We start from the raw sequence: 21,717 nt of genomic DNA on the forward strand, positions 1-21,717 counted from the left end.
GGGTCGGACATCGCGCGAACGAGCGCGTGATGCTGTGGACAATGTCTGACGTGTCCCTGATTGGGGTTATCCACAGGCCGAAGCGGAATTTGAAGATCCGCGGGATGGTCACGGCATGACGAATCACAGCGAAGCGGCCGGCTCTTCCGGCAACAGCGACATCGGCGGGCACGAGAAGCGGGAAGGGCGCGAAGGCGCTGAGGCGCTCTCGGGCCAGGGCACCGCCTCGGGGCTCTGCGCCGAACACCAGGTCACCCTGCGTACCCCGGCCGAACTGGCAGACGCGCTCCCGTACTTGCTCGGATACCGGCCCGAGGACAGCATCGTCCTGGTCGCCCTGCACGACGGGGAGCGACGCGGCCGGTTCGGCGGACGGGCCCGGCTCGGCATCCCCGCGACCGCGGGCGACTGGCCGTCCGTGGCCCAGCAGCTCTCGCAAGGCCTGGTGACCGGAAGCGAGCGTCGGGGCGCCCGACCCGGGAGCATGGTCGCCTACCTCTGCCAGGAACCGCGGGCCGGCGAGTCGGGTCAGGACGTGATGGAGCGACTCCGCCCGCTGGCACAGCTGCTGCGCACGGCCTGCGGCCGCCTCGACGTCCCCGTGGTCGAGGCGCTCTGCATCTCCGACGGCCGCTTCTGGTCGTACTGCTGCCCGGGTCAGGGCTGTTGCCCGGGAGGGGGCGAGCCGATGGGCCTGCCGGGCACCTCCGTACTGGCCGCCGCCGCGACCTACGCCGGTCTCCAGGTTCGCGGCACCCTGCGCGAGCTGACGGCCAGGCTGACTCCTCAGCAGACCGCCGGGGCACTGGAGCAGGAGATCGCACTCGACACGGCTTCCATGGCGCTCGTTCCGAGGATTCTGGACGCCGAGAGCCGTCAGAGCGTGGCTGACGAGACCCTCGAACTGGCCCGCCGGATCATGGATCGGCTCGCCGACGCTCCCGCCGTCTCCGGCACACGGCCCGCTGACCTCCGCGACGACGGACTCCTCGACGACGACGAGGCCGCCACCTTGATCCTCGGCCTTCAGGACCGCACGACCCGCGATCACGTGGCCGAGTGGATGGAGGGCGACGAGGCGGGTCCGGCCCTGCGGCTGTGGCGAGCGCTGGCCCGCCGGTGTGTCGGCCCGTACCACGAGCACGCCGCGCCACCGCTCACGCTCGCCGGCTGGGTCGCCTGGTCCACCGGCGACGAACTGGAAGCCCGGGAAGCCTTGGCCATGGCCCTCGGCGCCGATTCCGACTACCTCTTCGCCCGCCTCCTGCACCAGGCCTGCAACGAGGGACTGGACCCGGAGTCCGTCCGCCGCTGTCTGCGCACGGAACGCACCGGTCGAGCGGCGGTGGGACCGGACAGGTCCGCGGACTCCGATCCCTTGGACTGTGCCCCCTCGGACGCCGCCCGTTCGGACTCCGCGAACAGGGAATCCGAACCGACAGAGGCGTGTGCGCATGCCCGCTCGTCCGTGCCGGACGGTGGTGTCGGGCCCGCCGACGGCACTGGTGAGGCTCCGGATGCGGCCCACCCTGGGGCGACCGTCGCGCGCCGACGACGCCAGGCACGACAGGCGGCGGGAAACGGAGAGAGCCCGACCAGGCGTGCCTCGGGGTCGGCAGGCAGCCGTCGGCGTCGACCGGCTGACGGGGCTTCGCCCGCCGGAGGAGGCCCAGGGCGTACGGCGGGGGGTGCGAGCGGTCGGACACGGACACGGGCACTCCATGACGGCGACCAGCAGGGAGTGGGGGAGGACGGGTGAGGGTCGAGGCGGGGGAGCGGAGGCGCGGTGTGGCCCGGACGACAGGGAGCCTGGCTCTGGAGCGGAGTGACGCCCTGGGAGGCGTACGGGCTCCCGTCCGGCGTGGCGTAGGCGGACCTGCGCCGAGGGACGCTGGGCATCCATCGGCCTGGCGGCGCTTGCGCGGTACGGCCGCTCGAGGTGACGCGCAAGCGAGCCGTCGTGCTCTGTCCGGGTCGCCAGTCCGTACGACCTCCAAGGCAGGACCCCGTCCCTGCCCCGAGGCGGGCCCGGCGGATCTCGCTCCGAGCGCTTTCGTGTCCCGTCCGCACCCTCACCGCACCGGGAGCCGACGCAGGGTGGCCCTGGCTGTGACCGGCGGTCTCCCCGGGCGCGCCGACCACACCCCGGCCCGTCACCGCGCACCCCGCACGTCGCCGTCTCACCGCCATTCGGTCGGCTTCCCCGCGTGCGGGCGTGACTCCGGACAGGCCCGTTCCGTTCACCTGAGTGGCGGAGCCCGGGACCGGGTCATGCCGTCGCTACGCCCTCGCCCCTCCGAAGCCCCCACCCGGCGCCGAGCGCACCCAAGGCGCACCGAGCGCGGAGGAGACCGCCCCATGCCCTTGCCGATCCCGTCCTTCGCCGACGATGGCGACTCTCCTCCTGCTCCCTCGACTCCTGTTCCCGCGACCGGGCAGCCCCGCATGTTTCGGAGCGGCCCGCCGGTCCCGCGCGCTGCAGCGGCCGGCACCGCGCGGAAGCCTGTCGGGTCGGGTGGCCCCGCAGCCCCGCACGGGGTGTTTCCCGCGCCGCGAAGCAGCGCGGATCTGCCGCCCGCTCACACCACGTTGATCTGCGTGGCCCTGCCGGCTCTGGCGATCTCCACGGAGCAGGGACAGCTGACCGGTCAGGGGCTGGAGGGGTTCTACCGCGCCGGGCGGCGGGTGCTCTCCCGCTGCCAGGTACGGGTGGCCGGCCGGGAACCGCTCGCCGTGCAGGCCCGGATGATCGCGGCCGACCGGGCCCGCTTCGTGGGGACACTGCGCGCGTCCACCGCCGGCGGCCCGGACCCGGATCTCGTGGTCGAACGGACACGGTACGCGGACGGCACGGAACGGATCACCCTGCGCAGCGCCGCCGTGCGCACCCTTCGGGTGCCCGTCGAGGTGGCCCTGGGCACGGACCTTGCGGATCTGGGCTCGGTCGCCTCGGGTCGTGCCGGACCCGAACTGCCCGCGAGTGTCCACGACTCCGGCCTGCGCTGGTCCTGTGCCGCCGGACACGCGGCCGTGACCGCGGATCCTCCCCCCACCGATGCGTTGGCCTCCGCGGGACTGCTGCGCTGGGAGCTGGAACTGCCGCCGGGAGGCACTCGAAGCGTGGACCTGCGCGTACGGCTGGACGGCGCGGGACCCATCAGGGTGGCGGGACGGGAGGTGACGAGCCCTCTCGCACCGGCTCGGGCCGCGGGTGACGACCGCGGAGTCCAGGCACTGCTGCGGACGTGCGTCGAGGACCTGCAGGCCCTGCTGCTGCGCGATCCCGGGAACCCGTCCGACATGCACCTCGCTGCAGGGGCACCATGGCGCTGCGGCCTCGCTCCTGCCGAGGCACTCATCGCGGCGCGCATGGCGCTGCCGCTCGGCACCCGGCTGGCCGCAGGAACGCTGCGGACCCTGGCGCGCACCCAACTCACGGGTCCGGGACCCCGGGCCGGGCTGATTCCCGGCCCGAGACGGGACGCGGGTCCCCACCTGCCACCCGGCTGCACGGGCACCGAGGCGACCCTGCTGTTCCCGGTGCTTCTCGCGGAGGCCCGAAGATGGGGGCTCGCGGAGCAGGAGACCCAGGAACTGCTGCCCGCTGCGGAGCGGTGCCTGAGCTGGCTGCGGACCACCGCCGGCGACGGCGTCTATCTGCCCGACCCGCATCCCGGCGGCCCGTTGCGTTGCGAGACGCAGGCTCACGCCCACCGGGCGGCGCTGCTGGGTGCCGACCTGCTCGACGCGTACGGCCGGCCGGGAGCCGTCGGGCTGCGCCAGTGGGCCGAGGAGCTGCGGGCCGCGTTCCGTGAGGACTTCTGGGTCGAAGACCGGGGAGGCGGCAGACCGGCAGCCGCCCGATCCGCGGACGGGTGGTCCGTCTCCCACCTCGGGGCGGGCACCGCTCACCTCCTCGACACCGGTCTGCTCGGTGCGGGCGAGCGGGCCCCCGGACTGCTGGACAGAGTGCGCACGGAGCAGTTGGCACGGCTGCTCGGCAGTCCGGCCATGGACTCGGGATGGGGGCTGCGCAGCCTGGGTGCGAGGGAGGCGGCGTACAACCCGTTCGGTCATCGCTCCGGCGCCGTGCGGGTGCAGGAGACGGCGGTTGCCGTCGCCGGACTGGCCGCGGCGGGCTACGAGAAGGAGGCCGGATCGCTGCTGCGGGGTGTGCTGGCAGCGGCCGAGGCCTTCGGATACCGGCTCCCCGAGATGTACGCGGGGGAGCAGCGCACCGAAGGGAGCGCTCCCGTGCCCCATCCCGCCGCCTGCCGCCCCGCGGCCACCGCCGCGGCCGCGGGAGTACTGCTCCTCACCACCCTCGCGGGGATCCGCCCCGACGCCCCGGCCGGAACAGTCACACTGCGCCCCGTGCACAGCGCGCCGCTGGGCGAGATCGGGCTGACGGGGCTGCGGATCGCCGGCGAGCCCTTCTCCGTACGGGTCAGCAGGCTCGGCCTCGCCATGGTCGAGGAGGCGGCCGACGGGCTGCAGTTGGGAGCGTGACCTTGCAGGATGCGACCTGGAACGGTCATCGGCGGCGGCCGTGATGCCCATACGGGACGGAAAAGGATCAGCCGTGGATGCGGCCGACGAAGGGACTGTTTATCGTCAGGCAGACGACTATGATCGCGGCATGCCCTACGACCCGTCAGCCTTTCCGCCCTTCGCTGTCACCGTGGACCTGGTCGTGCTGACCGTGCGCCGCCACGCCCTGTGCGCGTTGGCGGTACGGAGGGGCGAGCAGCCGTTCCAGGGACGCTGGGCGCTACCTGGCGGCTTCGTACGGCCGGACGAGGACCTGGGGCAGGCGGCCGCGCGCGAGCTGGTCGAGGAGACAGGTCTGTGCGCCCACGATCCGTCCGCTCCCGCTCAGGACAACGGCGCGCACCTGGAACAGCTCGCGACCTACGGTGACCCCAAGCGCGATCCCCGGATGCGAGTCGTCAGCGTCGCCCATCTCGCGCTGGCCCCCGACCTGCCCGCGCCCCGGGCGGGCGGCGACGCCAACAGCGCGCGCTGGGCGCCCGTCGAGGAACTGCTCCAGCAGGGCGGATACGGCCGCGACGGCGAGCAGGCGGCACCGCTCGCCTTCGACCACGCGCAGATCCTCTCGGACGGTGTGGAACGCGCCCGCTCTAAGATCGAGTACTCGTCGCTGGCCACCGCTTTCTGCCCGACCGAGTTCACCGTCGGAGAGCTGCGCCGCGTGTACGAGGCGGTGTGGGGCGTAGTGCTGGACCCGCGCAACTTCCACCGCAAGGTGACGGGCACACCGGGCTTCCTCGTGCCCACGGGCGGTACGACCACGCGCCAGGGCGGCCGCCCCGCCCAGCTCTTTCGCGCGGGAGGCGCCACGCTGCTCAATCCGCCGATGCTGCGCCCCGAGGTCTGACGGCGGGCACGGTGCGGAAGGCCTGAGCGGGAGCGAGCCTGCGCGAGTCGCTCGGCCTGCCCGAGGCGACTTCCAAGGTGCCCGGAAAACCGGAAATGTCGCGCTATCTTGCTTTGGGTGATCCAGGCCATCGGACTGACCAGCAACCCCCGCAAGGAGCTTCCGCCCGCTGTCGACGACGTGTCCTTCGAGGCGCAGGCGGGCCGTGTCACCGCGCTGCTCGGAGCCCCGGGCGCCGGTGGGACGACGGTGCTCAAGCTCATGCTCGAACTCCAACAGGGCCGCGGCATCACCTACTTCAGAGGCCGTCCGCTGCACCGGATCGCCCATCCGTCGCGCGAGGTCGGGGTGCTGATGGGCGAGATCGCCGGCCATCCGGCACGCACCGTCCGCGGCCAACTCCGCATGCTCTGCGCCGCCGCGGGGGTACCCGTGCGGCGCGCCGACGAAGTCCTCGAAGTGGTGGGCCTCGTCAGCCTGCGCGACGAACGTCTGGGCACCCTCTCGCGCGGGATGGACCGGCGCCTGGGACTGGCCTGCGCACTGCTGGCCGACCCGCACACCCTCGTGCTCGACGACCCTGCGGACGGGCTCGCCACCCGTGAGGCCCGCTGGCTGCACGACATCCTGCGCGCGCACGCCGCCCAGGGCGGCACCGTGCTGTTCACCACGGGCGATGCCAAGGAGGCTGCGCGATCCGCCGACCGGGTCGTCACTCTGGAGGAGGGGAGGCTCGCCGCCGACCAGGAGGCCGCGGACTTCGCTCGCACGCGGTTGCGCCCACGTGTCGCCGTCCGCAGCCCGCACGCAGCCCGCCTCGGTGCGCTGCTCGCCAAGGAGGCCCGGGCCGCACAGCGCTCCGTGGAAGTCGTACGCGAGGACGGCAACCGCCTCTCGGTGTACGGCAGCACATGCGCCGACGTGGGCGAGACCGCCTTCCGGCACGGCATCCTCGTACACCAACTCGCCGACGAGATCGGTGACATGGGTCCAGGCGCCGCGCAACCCGCCGAGGACGGGGCGGGTGAGCTCGCCACGCCCGATCCGGCAGAGAAGCCGACGGGCGACGCGCTGTCGCCCCTCCCGCCCCCCATCGCCGTACGGCAGGCCCCCAGCCCGCTGCGACCGCTGCGCTACGAGCTGCGCCGCGCTGCCGGGGTCGGCACCGGCTACCTCACGGCAGCCGCCGTACTCGTCACCTCCGCGCTCCTGTCCGTGCTCCTCGCCAGAATCGGGCACACGCCCCAGTCGTACCTCCTGGGGGCGTGGCCGCAGGACTTCCCTCTGCCGCCCGCGGCGCTCGGTGCGGGGCTGCTGGGGGCGATCGCCTTCGGCGAGGAGTTCCGCCACCCCGCGCTGGCCGCGGACCGCGGCACCGTCCCCCGCCGCCTGGGGCTGCTCGCCGCGAAACTGCTCATCTCCGGGGTCACCGCGCTGCTGCTGGCCTTCCTCACCGTGGGCTGCGACCTCGAAGTGCTCTATCTCGTCTACGGACGGGAGCTCGCCGGAGTTCCCGCGGACTGGCTCTGCTTGGGTGCCGGTTGGATCGGGCTCATGGTGGGCTGCGCCTGGGCGGGCGTGCTGGCCGCGGGCCTGTTCCGGTCCACGACCGCCGGACTCGCGGCGGTACTCGCCGTGCCGATTCTCGTCGTACCGCTCGTACAAAAAGCCTTGGAGAGGCCGTCCGTGCGGACGGCCGCCGGGTTTCCGGAGCGGCTGCGCGAGCTCGTGCTGATGCAGTGGCCGTTCGGAGGAGAGCGGTATCTGGCGGCCGGAGCGCGGGTGGTCGCCCAACCCGTGGGCGGTGCGCTGATGTTGTCGCTGACCGGCCTGCTCTGCGCATATCTGCTCACGACCCTGCGCGGCAGGGTCCGATGACGACCGCCCGCGCCCTTCCGTTCCTGTCGTGCTCACAACTCCCCGGAGAACGCCCATTTCTTTCCGATAAGGCGTCAATTGCGACGGTGTGAGCGATCACCCTTTCGTGTGCTTTTCACCAAAGACCTCAAGGGAGTTGGAGGCGGCGCCGACAAAGGATCCGTGAGTACCCTTGCGCACACCATGATGACCGCCGCCCGCTCCGCAGACTCCGGCCTGGCCGGCCCGGGCGAACTCGACCGCTACCCCTATGCAGAGGCCCCTGGTGCCGACCGCGTCGGCGCCCCCGTGTGGGAGAGCGCGGACCCGGAGCTGGGCCGCATGGGCCGGCGTACCGCGGGCAGCCGTGGACGCGGGCTGCACGGCCAACTCGTCCAGCAACTGGGCCAGATGATCGTCTCCGGCGACCTGGGCGCCGACCGCCCGCTCGTACCCGAGGAGATCGGTCAGCGTTTCGAGGTCTCCCGCACCGTCGTCCGCGAGTCGCTCCGCGTCCTGGAAGCCAAGGGTCTGGTCAGTGCCCGCCCCAACGTCGGCACGCGCGTACGCCCCGTCAGCGACTGGAACCTCCTCGACCCGGACATCATCGAGTGGCGGGCCTACGGTCCGCAGCGCGACGACCAGCGGCGCGAGCTGAGCGAGCTGCGCTGGACGATCGAGCCGCTCGCCGCCCGCCTCGCCGCCGGGCACGGTCGCGAGGAGGTCCAGCAGCGACTCGGCGACATGGTCGAGATCATGGGCCACGCCATGGCGCAGGGCGACGCGCTGACCTTCTCGCGGGCCGACGCGGAGTTCCACTCGCTCCTCATCCAGCTCGCGGGCAACCGCATGCTGGAGCACCTCTCGGGGATCGTCTCGGCCGCTCTCCAGGTCTCCGGAGGCCCCGTCACCGGCTGTGACCGGCCGACCGAGGCCTCTCTCGCGCATCACGGCCGGATCGCCGACGCGCTCGCGGCGGCCGACGGTGCGGCGGCCGAGGCGGCCATGCGGCAACTGCTCATGGTCCACCCCGAGGTGGAGCGCGTGGTGCCCGCGCCGCGCGAGCACTGACCGCGTACCGAGGGCGGCGCGGTCGGGGTCGTATGCCCGCTCGTGGCATCGCTCGGCCGGTGAACCATCCGCTGTCGGACCCGCCGGATCCTCCTGGGACCCGGCGAGGTCCGGGCGGCGTGATGGGAGGTGAACCCATCGGTGACCTTGTCTGACCATATCTGCACGCTTTTGTGTGCTTACGGGGTGTGACTCGGGCCACGCAGATTGGGCGTAACGCTCCTCGGAACAGCGCGATGACTTAAGAGGTGACAGCCGCGGAGGGAATACGGACGCCATTCATGGCGCTGTGCATCTTCCCGGCCCCCGCCCGCGCCGTCGACCCATCCCCAAGTCGGCGGTCGTCGGTTCCTGTCCGCAATGGATGGGGCCGGAAGCCGTTTCCCAACGTTCCGAGAGGTTGTTCGTGTCGGCCAGCACATCCCGTACGCTCCCGCCTGAGATCGCCGAGTCCGTCTCTGTCATGGCGCTCATCGAGCGGGGAAAGGCTGAGGGGCAGATCGCCGGCGATGACGTGCGTCGGGCCTTCGAAGCTGACCAGATTCCGGCCACTCAGTGGAAGAACGTACTGCGCAGCCTCAACCAGATCCTCGAGGAAGAGGGTGTGACGCTGATGGTCAGTGCCGCGGAGCCCAAGCGCACCCGAAAGAGCGTCGCAGCGAAGAGTCCGGTCAAGCGCACCGCCACCAAGACGGTCGCCGCCAAGACGGTGACCGCCAAGAAGGCCACCGCCACCGCCGCCCCTGTCATGCCTGCTTCCGATGAGTCCACCGAGGACGCGTCCGCGCCGAAGGCCGCTGCCAAGAAGACGACCGCCAAGAAGGCAGTCGCAAAGAAGACGGTCGCCAAGAAGACGGCGGCCAAGAAGACCACCGCCAAGAAGGACGACGCCGAGCTCGTCGACGACGAGGCGGTCGAGGAAGGCACGGCCGCCGGCAAGCCCGGCGAAGAGGAAGAGGAGGGAGCCGAGAACAAGGGCTTCGTCCTCTCCGACGACGACGAGGACGACGCGCCGGCCCAGCAGGTCGCCGTCGCCGGTGCCACCGCCGACCCGGTCAAGGACTACCTCAAGCAGATCGGCAAGGTCCCGCTGCTCAACGCCGAGCAGGAGGTCGAGCTCGCCAAGCGCATCGAGGCCGGTCTGTTCGCCGAGGACAAGCTGGCCAACGCCGACAAGCTCGCGCCGAAGCTCAAGCGCGAGCTGGAGATCATCGCCGAGGACGGCCGCCGCGCCAAGAACCACCTGCTGGAGGCCAACCTCCGTCTGGTGGTCTCCCTGGCCAAGCGTTACACCGGCCGCGGCATGCTCTTCCTGGACCTCATCCAGGAGGGCAACCTCGGTCTGATCCGCGCGGTCGAGAAGTTCGACTACACCAAGGGCTACAAGTTCTCCACGTACGCCACCTGGTGGATCCGTCAGGCGATCACCCGCGCCATGGCCGACCAGGCCCGCACCATCCGTATCCCGGTGCACATGGTCGAGGTCATCAACAAGCTCGCGCGCGTGCAGCGCCAGATGCTCCAGGACCTGGGCCGCGAGCCCACCCCGGAGGAGCTGGCCAAGGAACTCGACATGACCCCGGAGAAGGTCATCGAGGTCCAGAAGTACGGTCGCGAGCCCATCTCGCTGCACACCCCCCTGGGTGAGGACGGCGACAGCGAGTTCGGTGACCTCATCGAGGACTCCGAGGCCGTCGTCCCGGCCGACGCGGTCAGCTTCACGCTCCTGCAGGAGCAGCTGCACTCCGTCCTGGACACCCTGTCGGAGCGTGAGGCGGGAGTCGTCTCGATGCGCTTCGGTCTCACCGACGGTCAGCCGAAGACCCTCGACGAGATCGGCAAGGTCTACGGCGTCACGCGCGAGCGGATCCGTCAGATCGAGTCCAAGACGATGTCGAAGCTGCGCCACCCGTCGCGGTCGCAGGTGCTGCGCGACTACCTCGACTAGGCCTCGGCCGTACGTCGACGAGGGCCCGACCTCCCGCATGGGGGTCGGGCCCTCGTCGCGTGCGCGGCGTGCAGGCTCACGGGCACTGGATCACTCTGGGTGTTCCATGACCATCCCAGAGTGAGGAGCGCGCATGCGCCGTCCTTTCGCCTCAGCGCTGGCCCTTGCGGCCGCGGCGGCAGCGATACCGCTGGCGTCCCCCGGCCGTGCGGCGGCCGACAGCATCGTCATCGGCGGCCATCCGGTCGAGATCTCCCAGAGTCCGTGGACGGTGGCGCTGTCCAGCCGTGACCGGTTCGGGGGTACGCGCGCGGGGCAGTTCTGCGGGGGCGTGGCGATCGACAGGGCGACCGTGCTGACCGCGGCCCACTGCGTGGGCGAGGATGTCCTGGGGACGCCGCCGCGCCAGGCGCGGGACCTGAAGGTCATCGCAGGCCGTGGCGACCTGCTCTCGGGCGAAGGCGCGGAGATCCCGGTGAGGGACATCCGGGTCAATCCGTCCTATGACCGCTACACCAACGCAGGCGACTTCGCCGTACTCACCCTTGCCTCCCCGCTTCCGGGAGCCTCGGTCATCCGTATGGCACCGTCCGGGGACCCCGCGTACACGCCGGGTACGGATGCCATGGTCTACGGCTGGGGCGATACGACGGGTAGTGGCGCCTACGCGCGAAGCCTGCGGGCCGCCCATGTGCAGGTGCTGGCCGATGCTGCGTGCCAACGGGCCTACCCGGGCAGTGCGGACGGGACGTACGAGCCCACTTCCATGCTGTGTGCCGGTGAGCTCGAAGGTGGCCGGGACGCCTGTCAGGGCGACAGTGGTGGGCCTCTGGTCGCCCAGGGGCGGCTGATCGGTCTCGTCTCGTGGGGCAGCGGTTGTGGGCTGGCCCGAAGCCCCGGTGTCTACACGCGGGTCTCGGACGTCGTCCGGACGCTGGCCGGAAGCCGCTGAAGCGGAGCGCGAAAACGGTACGAGTACGGGCGGCCACTCCCTGTCTCCAGGGGGTGGCCGCCCGCTCACCGGCCTGATGCCGGCACTCGCTCGTCGTTGATGCGAAGTGTCAGCGTTCTTCGTCGTTGACGCTTTCCGGAACGGACGTCAGTCGCTCCGTCTCGTCCTGTATCTCAGCGGCGATCTTCTTGAGTTCCGGCTCGAACTTGCGACCGTGGTGGGCGCAGAAGAGCAGTTCTCCGCCGCTCAGGAGGACGACGCGCAGATATGCCTGGGCGCCGCAACGGTCGCAGCGGTCAGCGGCCGTCAGCGGGCTCGCGGGGGTCAGAACAGTAGTCACGTCGCCTCTTCTCTAGCTCGACGAGCTGTCGTACCAGGGTCAACATCCAACCAGGCCGAAAACGTTCCCGCTCGCGGCTTCTCCTCGAAAATTTCTTTCCGAGCCGGCTGTCTGCTGCCGGTTGGCGGCGAATGTGCCGTATTGCGTGTCTTTGTGTCTGTACGGGTTCGCGCTGTCTGTCAGGGTCGGTCCCCCGGCTGGGTTGCCGGTTGTTCATGAGGACGTGCCCGGAGCCTAAATGGTTCATGCCTGGAAGGGAACGTGATATGTACTTCACTCCAACGAGGGATCGAACACCCATACGACTCTGGACTAGTCTGCGTTCAGACGAGGGTGGCGTTACAACGGCTCTACCAGGCCTCGGTACCCTCTGAGCGGCATCCGAAGCCGGCCCTTACCCAAAAGGGCCTCACCTGAAATTCAGCGAGGAGCGAACCGCGTGACCGCCGAGACGTCCGTGCCGTCCACAGCGCTGCTGGCAGGAGCAGACCGGGACGGTTCCAACTACACCGCGCGGCACCTGCTCGTCCTTGAGGGGCTCGAGGCCGTACGCAAGCGCCCGGGCATGTACATCGGCTCGACCGACAGTCGTGGCCTGATGCACTGCCTCTGGGAGATCATCGACAACTCCGTCGACGAGGCCCTGGGGGGGTACTGCGACCACATCGAGGTCATCCTGCACGATGACGCCTCGGTGGAGGTGCGGGACAACGGCCGAGGGATCCCTGTCGATGTCGAGCCCAAGACCGGCCTTTCCGGCATCGAGGTCGTGATGACCAAGCTGCACGCCGGTGGCAAGTTCGGCGGCGGCTCGTACGCCGCCTCCGGCGGTCTGCACGGCGTGGGCGCCTCCGTGGTGAACGCGCTCTCCGCGCGTTTGGACGTCGAGGTCGACCGCGCGGGCAACACGCACGCCGTCAGCTTCCGTCGCGGCACCCCCGGAGAGTTCAAGGCCGCCGGCCCCGACGCGGCCTTCGACGCGGCGAGTGGTCTGCGCAAGCTCAAGCGGATCCCCAAGGCCCGCACCGGCACGCGCGTGCGCTACTGGGCCGACCGTCAGATCTTCCTCAAGGAAGCCAAGCTCTCCCTGGAGAACCTGCACCAGCGCGCCCGCCAGACGGCGTTCCTGGTGCCGGGCCTGACCATCGTGGTCCGGGACGAGTACGGGCTCGGTGAGGGCGGCAGCAAGGGCGAGGAATCATTCCGCTTCGACGGTGGAATCAGCGAGTTCTGCGAGTACCTGGCCACTGACAAGCCCGTCTGCGACATCCTCCGCTTCTCCGGGCAGGGCACTTTCAAGGAGACCGTTCCGGTCCTGGACGACCACGGTCAGATGACGCCGACCGAGGTCACGCGCGAGCTGGGCGTGGACGTGGCGCTGCGCTGGGGCACTGGTTACGACACGACCCTGAAGTCGTTCGTGAACATCATCGCCACCCCCAAGGGCGGCACCCATGTCGCGGGCTTCGAGCAGGCAGTCGTCAAGACGATGAACGAGGTGCTGCGAGCCAAGAAGCTGCTGCGCGTGGCCGAGGACGGCATCCTCAAGGACGACGCCATGGAGGGTCTGACCGCCGTCGTCACCGTGCGCCTCGCCGAGCCGCAGTTCGAGGGCCAGACCAAGGAGGTGCTCGGCACCTCGGCGGCCCGCCGCATCGTGACGAGTGTGGTCTCCCAGGAGCTCAAGGCGTTCCTGACCACGACGAAGCGGGACGCGGCCGCACAGGCCCGGGTCGTGATGGAGAAGGCCGTCTCCGCCGCCCGCACGCGGATCGCGGCCCGGCAGCACAAGGACGCGCAGCGCCGGAAGACGGCACTGGAGTCCTCCTCGCTGCCCGCCAAGCTCGCGGACTGCCGCAGCGACGACGTGGAGCGCAGCGAGCTGTTCATCGTGGAGGGGGACTCCGCGCTCGGTACCGCCAAGCTCGCCCGGAACTCCGAGTTCCAGGCGCTGCTGCCGATCCGCGGCAAGATCCTCAACGTTCAGAAGGCGTCCGTGACGGACATGCTCAAGAACGCCGAGTGCGGTGCGATCATCCAGGTCATAGGAGCGGGGTCGGGGCGGACCTTCGACATCGACGCGGCGCGCTACGGGAAGATCATTCTTCTCGTCGACGCCGATGTCGACGGCGCGCACATCCGGATCCTGCTTCTGACGCTCTTCCAGCGCTACATGCGGCCGATGGTCGAGGCGGGCCGGGTCTTCGCGGCGGTGCCGCCTCTGCACCGGATCGAGCTGAGTCAGCCCAAGAAGGGCCAGGACAAGTACATCTACACGTACTCGGACCGGGAGCTGCGGGAGACGCTGCTGGAGCTGCAGCGCAAGAACGTGCGGTACAAGGACTCGATCCAGCGCTACAAGGGTCTGGGTGAGATGGACGCGGACCAACTGGCCGAGACCACGATGGACCCGCGCTACCGCACACTGCGGCGGATCAACATCTCCGACCTGGAGGCGTCCGAGCAGGTGTTTGATCTGCTGATGGGGAACGACGTGGCTCCTCGGAAGGAGTTCATCTCGAACTCGGCCGCGACGTTGGATCGGTCGCGTATCGACGCGTAGGCGGTGCCCTGGCTGGTTCGTAGGCTTGCCCTGCCCCGCCCTGCCCCGGGTCCGGGCAGGGCGTCGGGCATCGGTGAAGTCGTTCACCTGCGGGCCGGCGGGCGGTCGGGGTTCGCCGCCGATCTGGGCGAGGCCTGCGTGGCGTCCCCACCCATGGGTGGAGACGCAGGGAGCGTGGGGATCCACCCCCGATCCACCCTGGCTCCGATTCGCTGACCTGCCGTTTTCCGTAGCGTCGAAGGCGTTGGCAGCAGCCGCTGTCGACACCCGCTCTTCCTCGCTCGCGGAGGCCGTGATGTCCGGGCTCGTCAATACCGTGGTGATCTTCGCCGTCGTGGTGCTGGTGCTGGTGCGCCAGTTCCGCGCGAGCAGGGTCGACGCCGGCAGGCGTTGGTGGCTGGTGCCCGTCGTCCTGGCCGTCATAGCGCTTCGGGAGCCGGGGGTGATCGACCCCCACCATCACACCGAGGCGATCCTCCTGCTCGGCGCCGAGCTGCTCATAGGCCTGGCCACAGGGGCCGGCTGGGCGTGGACCACGCGGATGTGGGCGGAGACGGACGGCTCCGTGTGGAGCAGGAGCACCAAGGCGAGTGCGATCGTCTGGGTCGTCGGCGTAGGACTCCGGGCAGCCCTGTTCGGGATCGGTGTGCTGATCGGCGTGCACCAGGACTCCTCCGCTCTGTTGCTCGCGCTCGCGGCCACCCTTCTGGTTCGCTCGGGAATCCTGGCCTGGCGGTCGGGGATGCTGCACCCGGCGGTCGGACAAGCCACGGCGTACGGTGACGGCGTCCCCAGGGCCCCGTGGAAGGAGCGCGTGTGACGGAGAACGTGTGGACGCGCTGGCCTTCCCGCGAGGCACTCTCCCGAGCAGGAGTGCCCAAGCTGCGGCACGTGCTCGCCTGGACCACACGCCTCTTCGCCCTCGCCGTCCTGCTGGGCACGCTGTTCACGAGCGGCCATCTGAACGGCTGGAGGGGGGCGGGTGCCCTTCTGGGAGTCGCGCTCGGCGGGTTCGTGGCCTGGGGGTTCTTCCGGACCACATTGCAGCACCGGCTGCTGCCTTCGCTGGGGCTGCTCGCGTTGCTGTTCGTCATGGCGACGGCGGCCGAGGGGGCGGGGCTCCGGGTTCCGGCCCTCGTCCTGTGGTGCGGATGTGCCGTCAGCGCCATCGAACGGCTCCCTCTGGCGGCCGCGCTGCCCGCCACGTCCGTGGCGCTGAGCGCGTACGCGGTGGTCAACAACGATGCCTGGCTTACCACCGCGGCCACGACCGCGGGACTCGCGCTCGCCGGATATGCGCTGCGCCTCGACGCGGAGGCGCGTGGCAGCGCCCAGCGACTGCTCGCGCAGGAGCGTGCGGCGCGTGCCGCCGAGGCGGAGTCGGCGGCGCTCGCGGAGCGTGCACGGATCGCACGGGAGATCCACGACGTACTGGCGCACAGCCTCTCGGCGCAGCTCGTGCATCTGGAGGCGGCCCGGCTGCTCATCGAGCGCGGTGCGGACCAGGAGCAGATCCTCGAACGGGTCGTGGCCGCGCGGGGGATGGCCCGCGAAGGGCTCGCCGAGACCCGGCAGGCGCTGTCCGCGCTGCGGGGTGAGATGTCACCGCTGGAGGACTTCCTGAGTGAACTCCTCGCCACGGCAGAGCAAGCCGCGGTCACCGTGACGGGTGAACGGAGACCGGTGCCGGCCGAGGCGTCGCAGGCGGTGCGCAGAGTTGCGCAGGAGGCCCTGACCAACGTTCGCAAGCACGCACCCGGCGCCAAGGTCCGGATGTGCCTGGACTACGGCGAGCACGAAGTGACCCTGGACGTACGGGACTCGGGCGGGCCGCCGGGCGAGCTCACCGGCTCCGGAGCCGGGTACGGTCTGCTGGGCATGCGGGAGCGTGCCGAACTGTTGGGCGGCTCGCTGCAGGCCGGGCCGGACGAGGAGGGGTTCGTGGTGACGCTGAAGGTGCCCGTATGACGGAGGCCGGGGAGAGGAAGCCGGCACGGGTTGTCGTGGCGGACGACCAGACCGTGGTGCGCGAGGGCATCGTGATGCTGCTGGGGCTGCTGCCCGGGATCGAGGTCGTGGGCGCTGCCGGCGACGGAAACGAAGCGGTGCAGTTGGTCGCCGAACTCGCTCCGGACGTCGTGCTCATGGACCTGCGCATGCCGCGATGCGACGGCGTCGAGGCGACCAGGCGCATTCGGGCCGACCACCCGGGGACCCAGGTCGTGGTGCTCACGACGTTCGCGGACGACGAGTCGCTGTTCCCGGCCCTCAGGGCGGGAGCCCGCGGGTATCTCACCAAGGACGCGGGTGGGGACGAGATCGTGCGGGCGGTGGAGAGCGTGCTGTCCGGAGAAGCGGGGCTCTCACCGAGCATCCAACGGCGGCTGCTGGAGCGGCTGTCGGAGCCGAAGCCGGAGCCGGTCGCGCCCACGGAGGCGCCGGACGGGCTCACCGCGCGCGAGACAGAGGTGCTCCTGCTGATCGCCGAAGGCTTCAGCAACCAGGAGATCGCGCGCAAACTGCACGTCTCCACCGCGACCGTGAAGACCCACATCAACAACCTCTTCGCCAAGACGGGGCTCAAGGATCGTGCTCAAGCGGTCCGTTACGCCTTCGGGAAGGGTCTTGTACGGCCACCGGCGGGCTGAGTCACCTGATGGGGTGAAGTGGGCGGGGAGAAGAGTCCGGGATCTTCCTGATCTGCCCATCCTTGGGCACGCGGCCGAAACGGGCCGCGGACAAGGAGAGTTCGGTGGAGAAGCACGACGGCCGCGATACCGGGGAGGTCCGGTTCGACGATCCCTGGTACGACGCGCTCGCCTCCGGCTGGGGTGAGATGGACGGCACGGGCGCACCCGCTCCGGCGGTGCCGTCCGCGCGCCGGGAGCACGAGGGCCGTTCGGTCGGCGCGGCCGACGTCTATCTGGAAGTGCAGCGCAGCGCGGCCTTCCAGGAGGTGCGCAGCCGGTACCGGAGGTTCGTGATCCCGGGCGTCGCCGTCTTCTTCACCTGGTACGTGGGCTATGTGGTGGCAGCGACGACCGCGCCCGCGTTGATGGCACAGCCGGTCGCGGGTGCAGTGAACGTGGCGATGCTCGCGGGGCTGGGGCAGTTCCTCACCACCTTCCTGTTCACCTGGGCGTACGCGCGGCACGCTCGGCTGCGCAGGGACCGGGCTGCGCTCGATCTGCGCTGGGATACCCAGGAGTTGACGCGCGGCGTCCGGGGTGGCGAGCGGTGACCGGCGGCCATCAGACGCTGGCGCTGCTGCTGTTCAGCGCGTTCGTGGCGGTGACGCTGGGAATCACGACGTGGGTGAGCCGTAATCGGCACGGTTCGGCCGAGGAGTTCTACGCCGGCGGGCGGCTGTTCTCGCCGATGGAGAATGGTTTTGCCATCTCCGGTGACTACATGTCGGCCGCATCCTTCCTGGGAGTCACCGGCCTCATCGCTCTCTTCGGTTACGACGGGCTGCTGTACGTGGTGGGCTTTCTTGTCGCCTGGCTCGTCGTGCTGTTCCTGGTCGCCGAACTGGTGCGCAACTGCGGGAGGTTCACGCTCGCCGACGTCGTCGCGGCCCGGATGAGCGAGCGGCCGGTGCGGATCGCGGTGGGAACCTCCTCGGTCACCGTGTCCGTTCTCTATCTGGTGGCGCAGATGGTGGGCGCGGGCAGCCTGGTCGCGCTGCTGGTGGGGAGCGCGAGCGGAGCGGCGCGGACCTGGGCGGTGATCGGCGTGGGCGCGCTCATGGTGATCTATGTGTCGATGGGAGGGATGCGGGCCACCACGTGGATTCAGATCGTGAAGGCGGTGCTCCTGCTGGGCGGCGCGATGGTCTTGACCGTGCTCGTCCTCCTGCGCTTCCACGGGGACTTCGACCAGTTGCTGCGTGCGGCGGCGCACCGCAGCGGGCACGGTGACGCGTTCCTCGTGCCCGGACTGAAGTACGGCGCTGACTGGACGGCTCGCTTCGACTTCATCAGCCTGGGCCTCGCGCTGGTGCTCGGCACGGCAGGGCTGCCGCACATCCTGTCGCGCTTCTACACCGTCCCGACCGCCCGGGCCGCGCGCCGCTCGGCCGTGTGGTCGATCGGGCTCATCGGCTGCTTCTACCTGATGACGATCGTGCTGGGCTTCGGCGCGGCCGCGATCGTCGGCCCGGAGGCGGTCCGCAAGTCGAACGCCGCAGGGAACACCGCGGTCCCGCTGCTGGCGCTCGACCTGGGCGGCGGAGCGGATTCCACCGGAGGAACGGTTCTGTTCGCCTTCGTCGCCGCCATCGCCTTCGCCACGATCCTCGCGGTTGTCGCCGGGATCACGCTCGCCTCCTCGGCCTCCGTCGCACACGACCTGTACGCGTCGCTGCGACGCCGGCATGCGAAGCCGCGCAGCGAGGTCGCCGTGGCGCGCACGGCCGCGGTGGGCATCGGCGTCGTCGCCATCGCGCTCGGACTGCTCGCCCGAGACCTCAACGTGGCCTTCCTGGTGGGCCTCGCCTTCGCGGTCGCGGCCTCAGCGAATCTGCCGGCGCTGTTGTACTCGTTGTTCTGGCGGAGCTTCACGACCCGCGGCGCGGTGTGGGCCGTGTACGGAGGCCTGGTGCCCGCGCTCGTGCTCGTGCTGCTGTCACCGGTGGTCTCGGGAAGCCCCACCTCGCTCTTCCCGGGCGTGGACTTCCAGTACTTCCCGCTGCAGAACCCGGGCCTCGTCTCGATCCCTCTCGGGTTCCTGGCGGGCTGGCTCGGCACGGTCACCTCGGCGGAGCCGCCGGACGAGGCGAAGCACGCCGAGACCGAGGTGCGATCGCTCACCGGGGCCGGGGCGGTCTGACCGCGCCTTCGCCGACGTACGGCGCCTCCACCGGCGTACGAAGGCATTCAGGGGCGTGAGGCGGGCCGGACACCACGCTCCGACGAGACGAGTACGGTCCTACGGCGCCACCCACGCATACCGGTGCTCCGGACGCCCTGTGTCCCCGTAGCGAAGGGAGAGGCGCAGGCGTCCCGCCTGTTCGAGGTGGCGCAGATAGCGCTGGGCGGTGGACCGGCTCAGGCCCGTCTCGGCGGCCACCTCGTGGGCCGACAGCGGATGGTCCGCGTGGTGCAGCACCGCGCAGATCAGGTCGGTGGTCGGCTCGGAGTGGCCGCTCGGCAGTCCGGGCGACGAGGGCGCGGAGGTCGTGCGCAGTGCGCCGAAGATCCGGTCGACCTGTTCCTGGCCCGCGACGCCTCGGCCGCCCACCCGGTCGACGGTGCGGCGCAGGGCCGCATAGGAGTCGAGACGAGTGCGCAGTGCGGCGAAGGTGAACGGCTTGACCAGGTAGTGCAGGGCGCCCAGGCGCATCGCGGTCTGTACCGTCACCACGTCGCTGGCCGCCGTGATCATGATGACGTCGGTGCCGTGGCCGCGTTCCCGCATCCGGTGGACCAGTTCGAGGCCGGTCTGGTCGGGCAGATAGTGGTCGAGCAGCACCAGGTCGATGGGCGCGCGCTCCACGGCGGCCATGGCCTGGGCGGCGCTGTGTGCGCGGGCGGCCACCCGGAATCCGGGAACCTTTCCCACGTACTTGGCGTTGATCTCAGCAACGCGGAAGTCGTCGTCCACGACCAGGACGTCAATCATCGGGCCTCTCTCTCCCAAGGCCAGGCGAGCGGTGAGCCCGTGTTTCGGCTCCGCAGTTGTAACGCGAGCAAAACGAGCACAACAGGCTCTTGCAAGCAAAAGAACTCCATGTGCCCAGAAGACTGATGCTGTGGCCCGCGCCACATCTACGGTCCCGGGCCATGAGCGCAGACATCAGCCCCGCCATCGAGCTGCGGGGCGCCAGCAAGATCTTCAAGACCCCGTCGGGGGGTTTGCACACGGCCGTCAGGGAGCTGGACCTGACCGTCGGCCGAGGCGAGTTCGTGGCCGTCGTGGGCCCCACCGGCTGTGGCAAGTCCACCACTCTGACCCTTGTCAGCGGCCTGGAGGAGCCCACCGAGGGCGAGGTCCTGGTGGCCGGAACGCCGGTCGCCGGCGTCGGTGACAAGGTCGGCTTCGTCTTCCAGCAGGACGCCACCTTCCCCTGGCGCACGGTCCTGTCCAACGTCATGGCGGGGCCCCGCTTCCGCGGTGTGCCCAAGGCCGAGGCGAAGCAGAAGGCGCGCGAATGGCTGGCCCGGGTCGGGCTCTCGGCCTTCGAGGACCGCTACCCCCATCAGCTCTCCGGCGGCCAGCGCAAGCGCGTCGCCCTCGCCGCGACCTTCGTCAACGACCCCGAGATCCTGCTGATGGACGAGCCCTTCTCCGCGCTCGACGTACAGACCAGGGCCCTGATGTCGGACGAACTCCTTGAGCTGTGGGAGGGCACCGGTGCCTCGGTCGTCTTCGTCACCCACGACCTGGAGGAGTCCATCGCGCTGGCCGACAAGGTCGTCGTGATGACGGCGGGCCCCGCGACCGTCAAGCACGTCTTCGACATCGATCTGCCGCGACCGCGCAAGGTCGAATCGGTGCGCCTGGAACCGAGGTTCATCGAGATCTACCGCGAGATCTGGGAGTCCCTCGGCGAAGAGGTCCGCATCACCCGTGAGAGGGGCGCGGCCCATGTCGCCTGACATCATGCCCAAGACCGACGCGGCGCCGACCGCCACCGAGCCGGTGAACAAGCAGGGTGGCCGCGCACACTCGCGCGCCCGTGCCGCCCGCAGACGCAAGGCGGTCGTCCTGGCCGCCCGCGTGGTGCTCCTGGTCGCCGTGCTCGGACTGTGGGAAGTCCTTGCGCGGACGAAGGTCATCGACCCGTTCAACTTCTCGATGCCCTCGAAGATCTGGGACCAGATCCACCAGTGGGTGATGCACGGCACCGCGCTGGGCTCCCTCGGCGAGCAGATCTGGTACACGCTTCACGAGGCGCTGCTCGGCTGGATCATCGGGGTGGTGACCGGTGTCGTCTTCGGTATCGCCCTGGGGCGTATCGCCTTCCTCGCCGATGTCCTTGGTCCATACATCAAGGTGCTCAACTCCATTCCCAGGATCGTCCTCGCGCCGATCTTCGTGATCTGGTTCGGCCTCGGACCGGCCTCCAAGGTCGCGTCGGCCGTGGTCCTGGTGTTCTTCCCGGTCTTCTTCAACGCGTTCCAGGGCGCCCGGGAGGTTGATCGCAACCTGGTCGCCAACGCCCGGATCCTTGGGGCGAGCGACCGCCGGGTGACGCTCCAGGTCGTCATTCCGTCCGCGACCTCGTGGATCTTCACCAGCCTCCACGTCAGCTTCGGTTTCGCGCTGATCGGCGCCATCGTCGGCGAGTACATCGGCGCCACCAAGGGCATCGGCCTGCTCGTCGCCCAGTCGCAGGGCACCTTCAACGCGGCCGGTGTGTACGCCGCCATGGTCATCCTCGCGGCTGTCGCCCTGCTCGCGGAGGGACTGCTCACCTTCTTCGAGCGCCGCATCTTCCGGTGGAAGACGTCGGACTCGGACCGCTGATCCCTCTCCCCGGGATCACCATTCGCCGAACGCCTTCCGGAGGAACCGGTTTCAAGGCGCTTCAGGAACCGGTTCCAAGACACCTCCCAGAAGTGCCCTTTCCCGCAGCGCCCTCTTC

At 70.2% G+C, this 21,717-nt stretch carries 17 protein-coding genes; 15 read left to right on the top strand and 2 right to left on the bottom strand.

Features of this window, described 5'->3' with window-relative positions; genetic code table 11:
- Positions 1-115: 115 nt before the first annotated feature.
- The 7 genes from ACN6LB_RS26775 (at position 116) to ACN6LB_RS26805 (ending at position 11,226) form a co-directional block, all read left to right on the top strand.
- Complete coding sequence (locus tag ACN6LB_RS26775) at positions 116-1,759, top strand: DUF4192 domain-containing protein (protein WP_445028142.1); 1,644 nt, start codon at positions 116-118, stop codon at positions 1,757-1,759.
- A gap of 839 nt (positions 1,760-2,598) precedes the next feature.
- The gene (locus tag ACN6LB_RS26780; RefSeq protein ID WP_445028143.1) at positions 2,599-4,509 is read left to right on the top strand and encodes a glycogen debranching N-terminal domain-containing protein; all 1,911 of its coding nucleotides are present in this window, start codon (positions 2,599-2,601) and stop codon (positions 4,507-4,509) included.
- 130 nt (positions 4,510-4,639) lie between these two features.
- Positions 4,640-5,398, top strand: coding sequence for an NUDIX hydrolase (locus ACN6LB_RS26785; RefSeq protein ID WP_445028144.1), 759 nt, complete (start codon positions 4,640-4,642; stop codon positions 5,396-5,398).
- Between the two features lie 117 nt (positions 5,399-5,515).
- Positions 5,516-7,276, top strand: coding sequence for an ABC transporter ATP-binding protein (locus tag ACN6LB_RS26790; protein WP_445028145.1), 1,761 nt, complete (start codon positions 5,516-5,518; stop codon positions 7,274-7,276).
- Positions 7,277-7,438: 162 nt separating this feature from the next.
- A complete protein-coding gene (locus ACN6LB_RS26795; RefSeq protein ID WP_356136042.1) occupies positions 7,439-8,326 on the top strand; it encodes a FadR/GntR family transcriptional regulator in 888 nt (295 codons plus the stop codon).
- 406 nt (positions 8,327-8,732) lie between these two features.
- The gene (locus ACN6LB_RS26800; RefSeq protein WP_445028146.1) at positions 8,733-10,274 is read left to right on the top strand and encodes an RNA polymerase sigma factor; all 1,542 of its coding nucleotides are present in this window, start codon (positions 8,733-8,735) and stop codon (positions 10,272-10,274) included.
- Positions 10,275-10,407: 133 nt separating this feature from the next.
- Complete coding sequence (locus ACN6LB_RS26805; protein ID WP_356136038.1) at positions 10,408-11,226, top strand: serine protease; 819 nt, start codon at positions 10,408-10,410, stop codon at positions 11,224-11,226.
- Between the two features lie 109 nt (positions 11,227-11,335).
- Here the strand turns inward: ACN6LB_RS26805 and ACN6LB_RS26810 are convergent, their stop codons facing one another.
- A complete protein-coding gene (locus tag ACN6LB_RS26810; RefSeq protein ID WP_121406526.1) occupies positions 11,336-11,566 on the bottom strand; it encodes a DUF7455 domain-containing protein in 231 nt (76 codons plus the stop codon).
- Positions 11,567-12,005: 439 nt separating this feature from the next.
- On the opposite strand from ACN6LB_RS26810, the gene ACN6LB_RS26815 reads away from it, so the two are divergent.
- The 6 genes from ACN6LB_RS26815 to ACN6LB_RS26840 all read left to right on the top strand — a co-directional run bounded on the left by ACN6LB_RS26815 (position 12,006) and on the right by ACN6LB_RS26840 (position 18,959).
- Positions 12,006-14,129, top strand: coding sequence for a DNA gyrase/topoisomerase IV subunit B (locus tag ACN6LB_RS26815; protein WP_445028147.1), 2,124 nt, complete (start codon positions 12,006-12,008; stop codon positions 14,127-14,129).
- Between the two features lie 295 nt (positions 14,130-14,424).
- On the top strand, positions 14,425-14,949 hold the full coding sequence (locus ACN6LB_RS26820) for a DUF1453 domain-containing protein (protein ID WP_445028170.1): 525 nt from the start codon (positions 14,425-14,427) through the stop codon (positions 14,947-14,949).
- Positions 14,946-16,097, top strand: coding sequence for a sensor histidine kinase (locus ACN6LB_RS26825; protein WP_445028148.1), 1,152 nt, complete (start codon positions 14,946-14,948; stop codon positions 16,095-16,097). The genes ACN6LB_RS26820 and ACN6LB_RS26825 overlap by 4 nt, the downstream gene beginning before the upstream one ends.
- Positions 16,094-16,777 carry a response regulator transcription factor gene (locus ACN6LB_RS26830; protein WP_356136031.1) on the top strand — a complete coding sequence of 228 codons (684 nt, stop codon included), beginning with the start codon at positions 16,094-16,096 and terminating at the stop codon, positions 16,775-16,777. The genes ACN6LB_RS26825 and ACN6LB_RS26830 overlap by 4 nt, the downstream gene beginning before the upstream one ends.
- A gap of 62 nt (positions 16,778-16,839) precedes the next feature.
- On the top strand, positions 16,840-17,370 hold the full coding sequence (locus tag ACN6LB_RS26835; RefSeq protein WP_445028149.1) for a DUF485 domain-containing protein: 531 nt from the start codon (positions 16,840-16,842) through the stop codon (positions 17,368-17,370).
- On the top strand, positions 17,367-18,959 hold the full coding sequence (locus ACN6LB_RS26840; protein ID WP_356136029.1) for a solute symporter family protein: 1,593 nt from the start codon (positions 17,367-17,369) through the stop codon (positions 18,957-18,959). The genes ACN6LB_RS26835 and ACN6LB_RS26840 overlap by 4 nt, the downstream gene beginning before the upstream one ends.
- Before the next feature lie 99 nt (positions 18,960-19,058).
- Here the strand turns inward: ACN6LB_RS26840 and ACN6LB_RS26845 are convergent, their stop codons facing one another.
- Complete coding sequence (locus ACN6LB_RS26845; protein ID WP_356136027.1) at positions 19,059-19,751, bottom strand: response regulator; 693 nt, start codon at positions 19,749-19,751, stop codon at positions 19,059-19,061.
- Between the two features lie 161 nt (positions 19,752-19,912).
- On the opposite strand from ACN6LB_RS26845, the gene ACN6LB_RS26850 reads away from it, so the two are divergent.
- Both ACN6LB_RS26850 and ACN6LB_RS26855 read left to right on the top strand, forming a co-directional pair.
- Positions 19,913-20,728 (top strand): ABC transporter ATP-binding protein, encoded by an 816-nt coding sequence (locus ACN6LB_RS26850; RefSeq protein WP_356136025.1) that lies wholly within the window; start codon positions 19,913-19,915, stop codon positions 20,726-20,728.
- Positions 20,718-21,599 (top strand): ABC transporter permease, encoded by an 882-nt coding sequence (locus ACN6LB_RS26855; protein WP_356136023.1) that lies wholly within the window; start codon positions 20,718-20,720, stop codon positions 21,597-21,599. Before ACN6LB_RS26850 ends, ACN6LB_RS26855 begins: the two co-directional genes overlap by 11 nt.
- The last annotated feature ends 118 nt before the right edge of the window (positions 21,600-21,717 follow it).

This window comes from Streptomyces sp. SAS_270 (assembly GCF_052543295.1).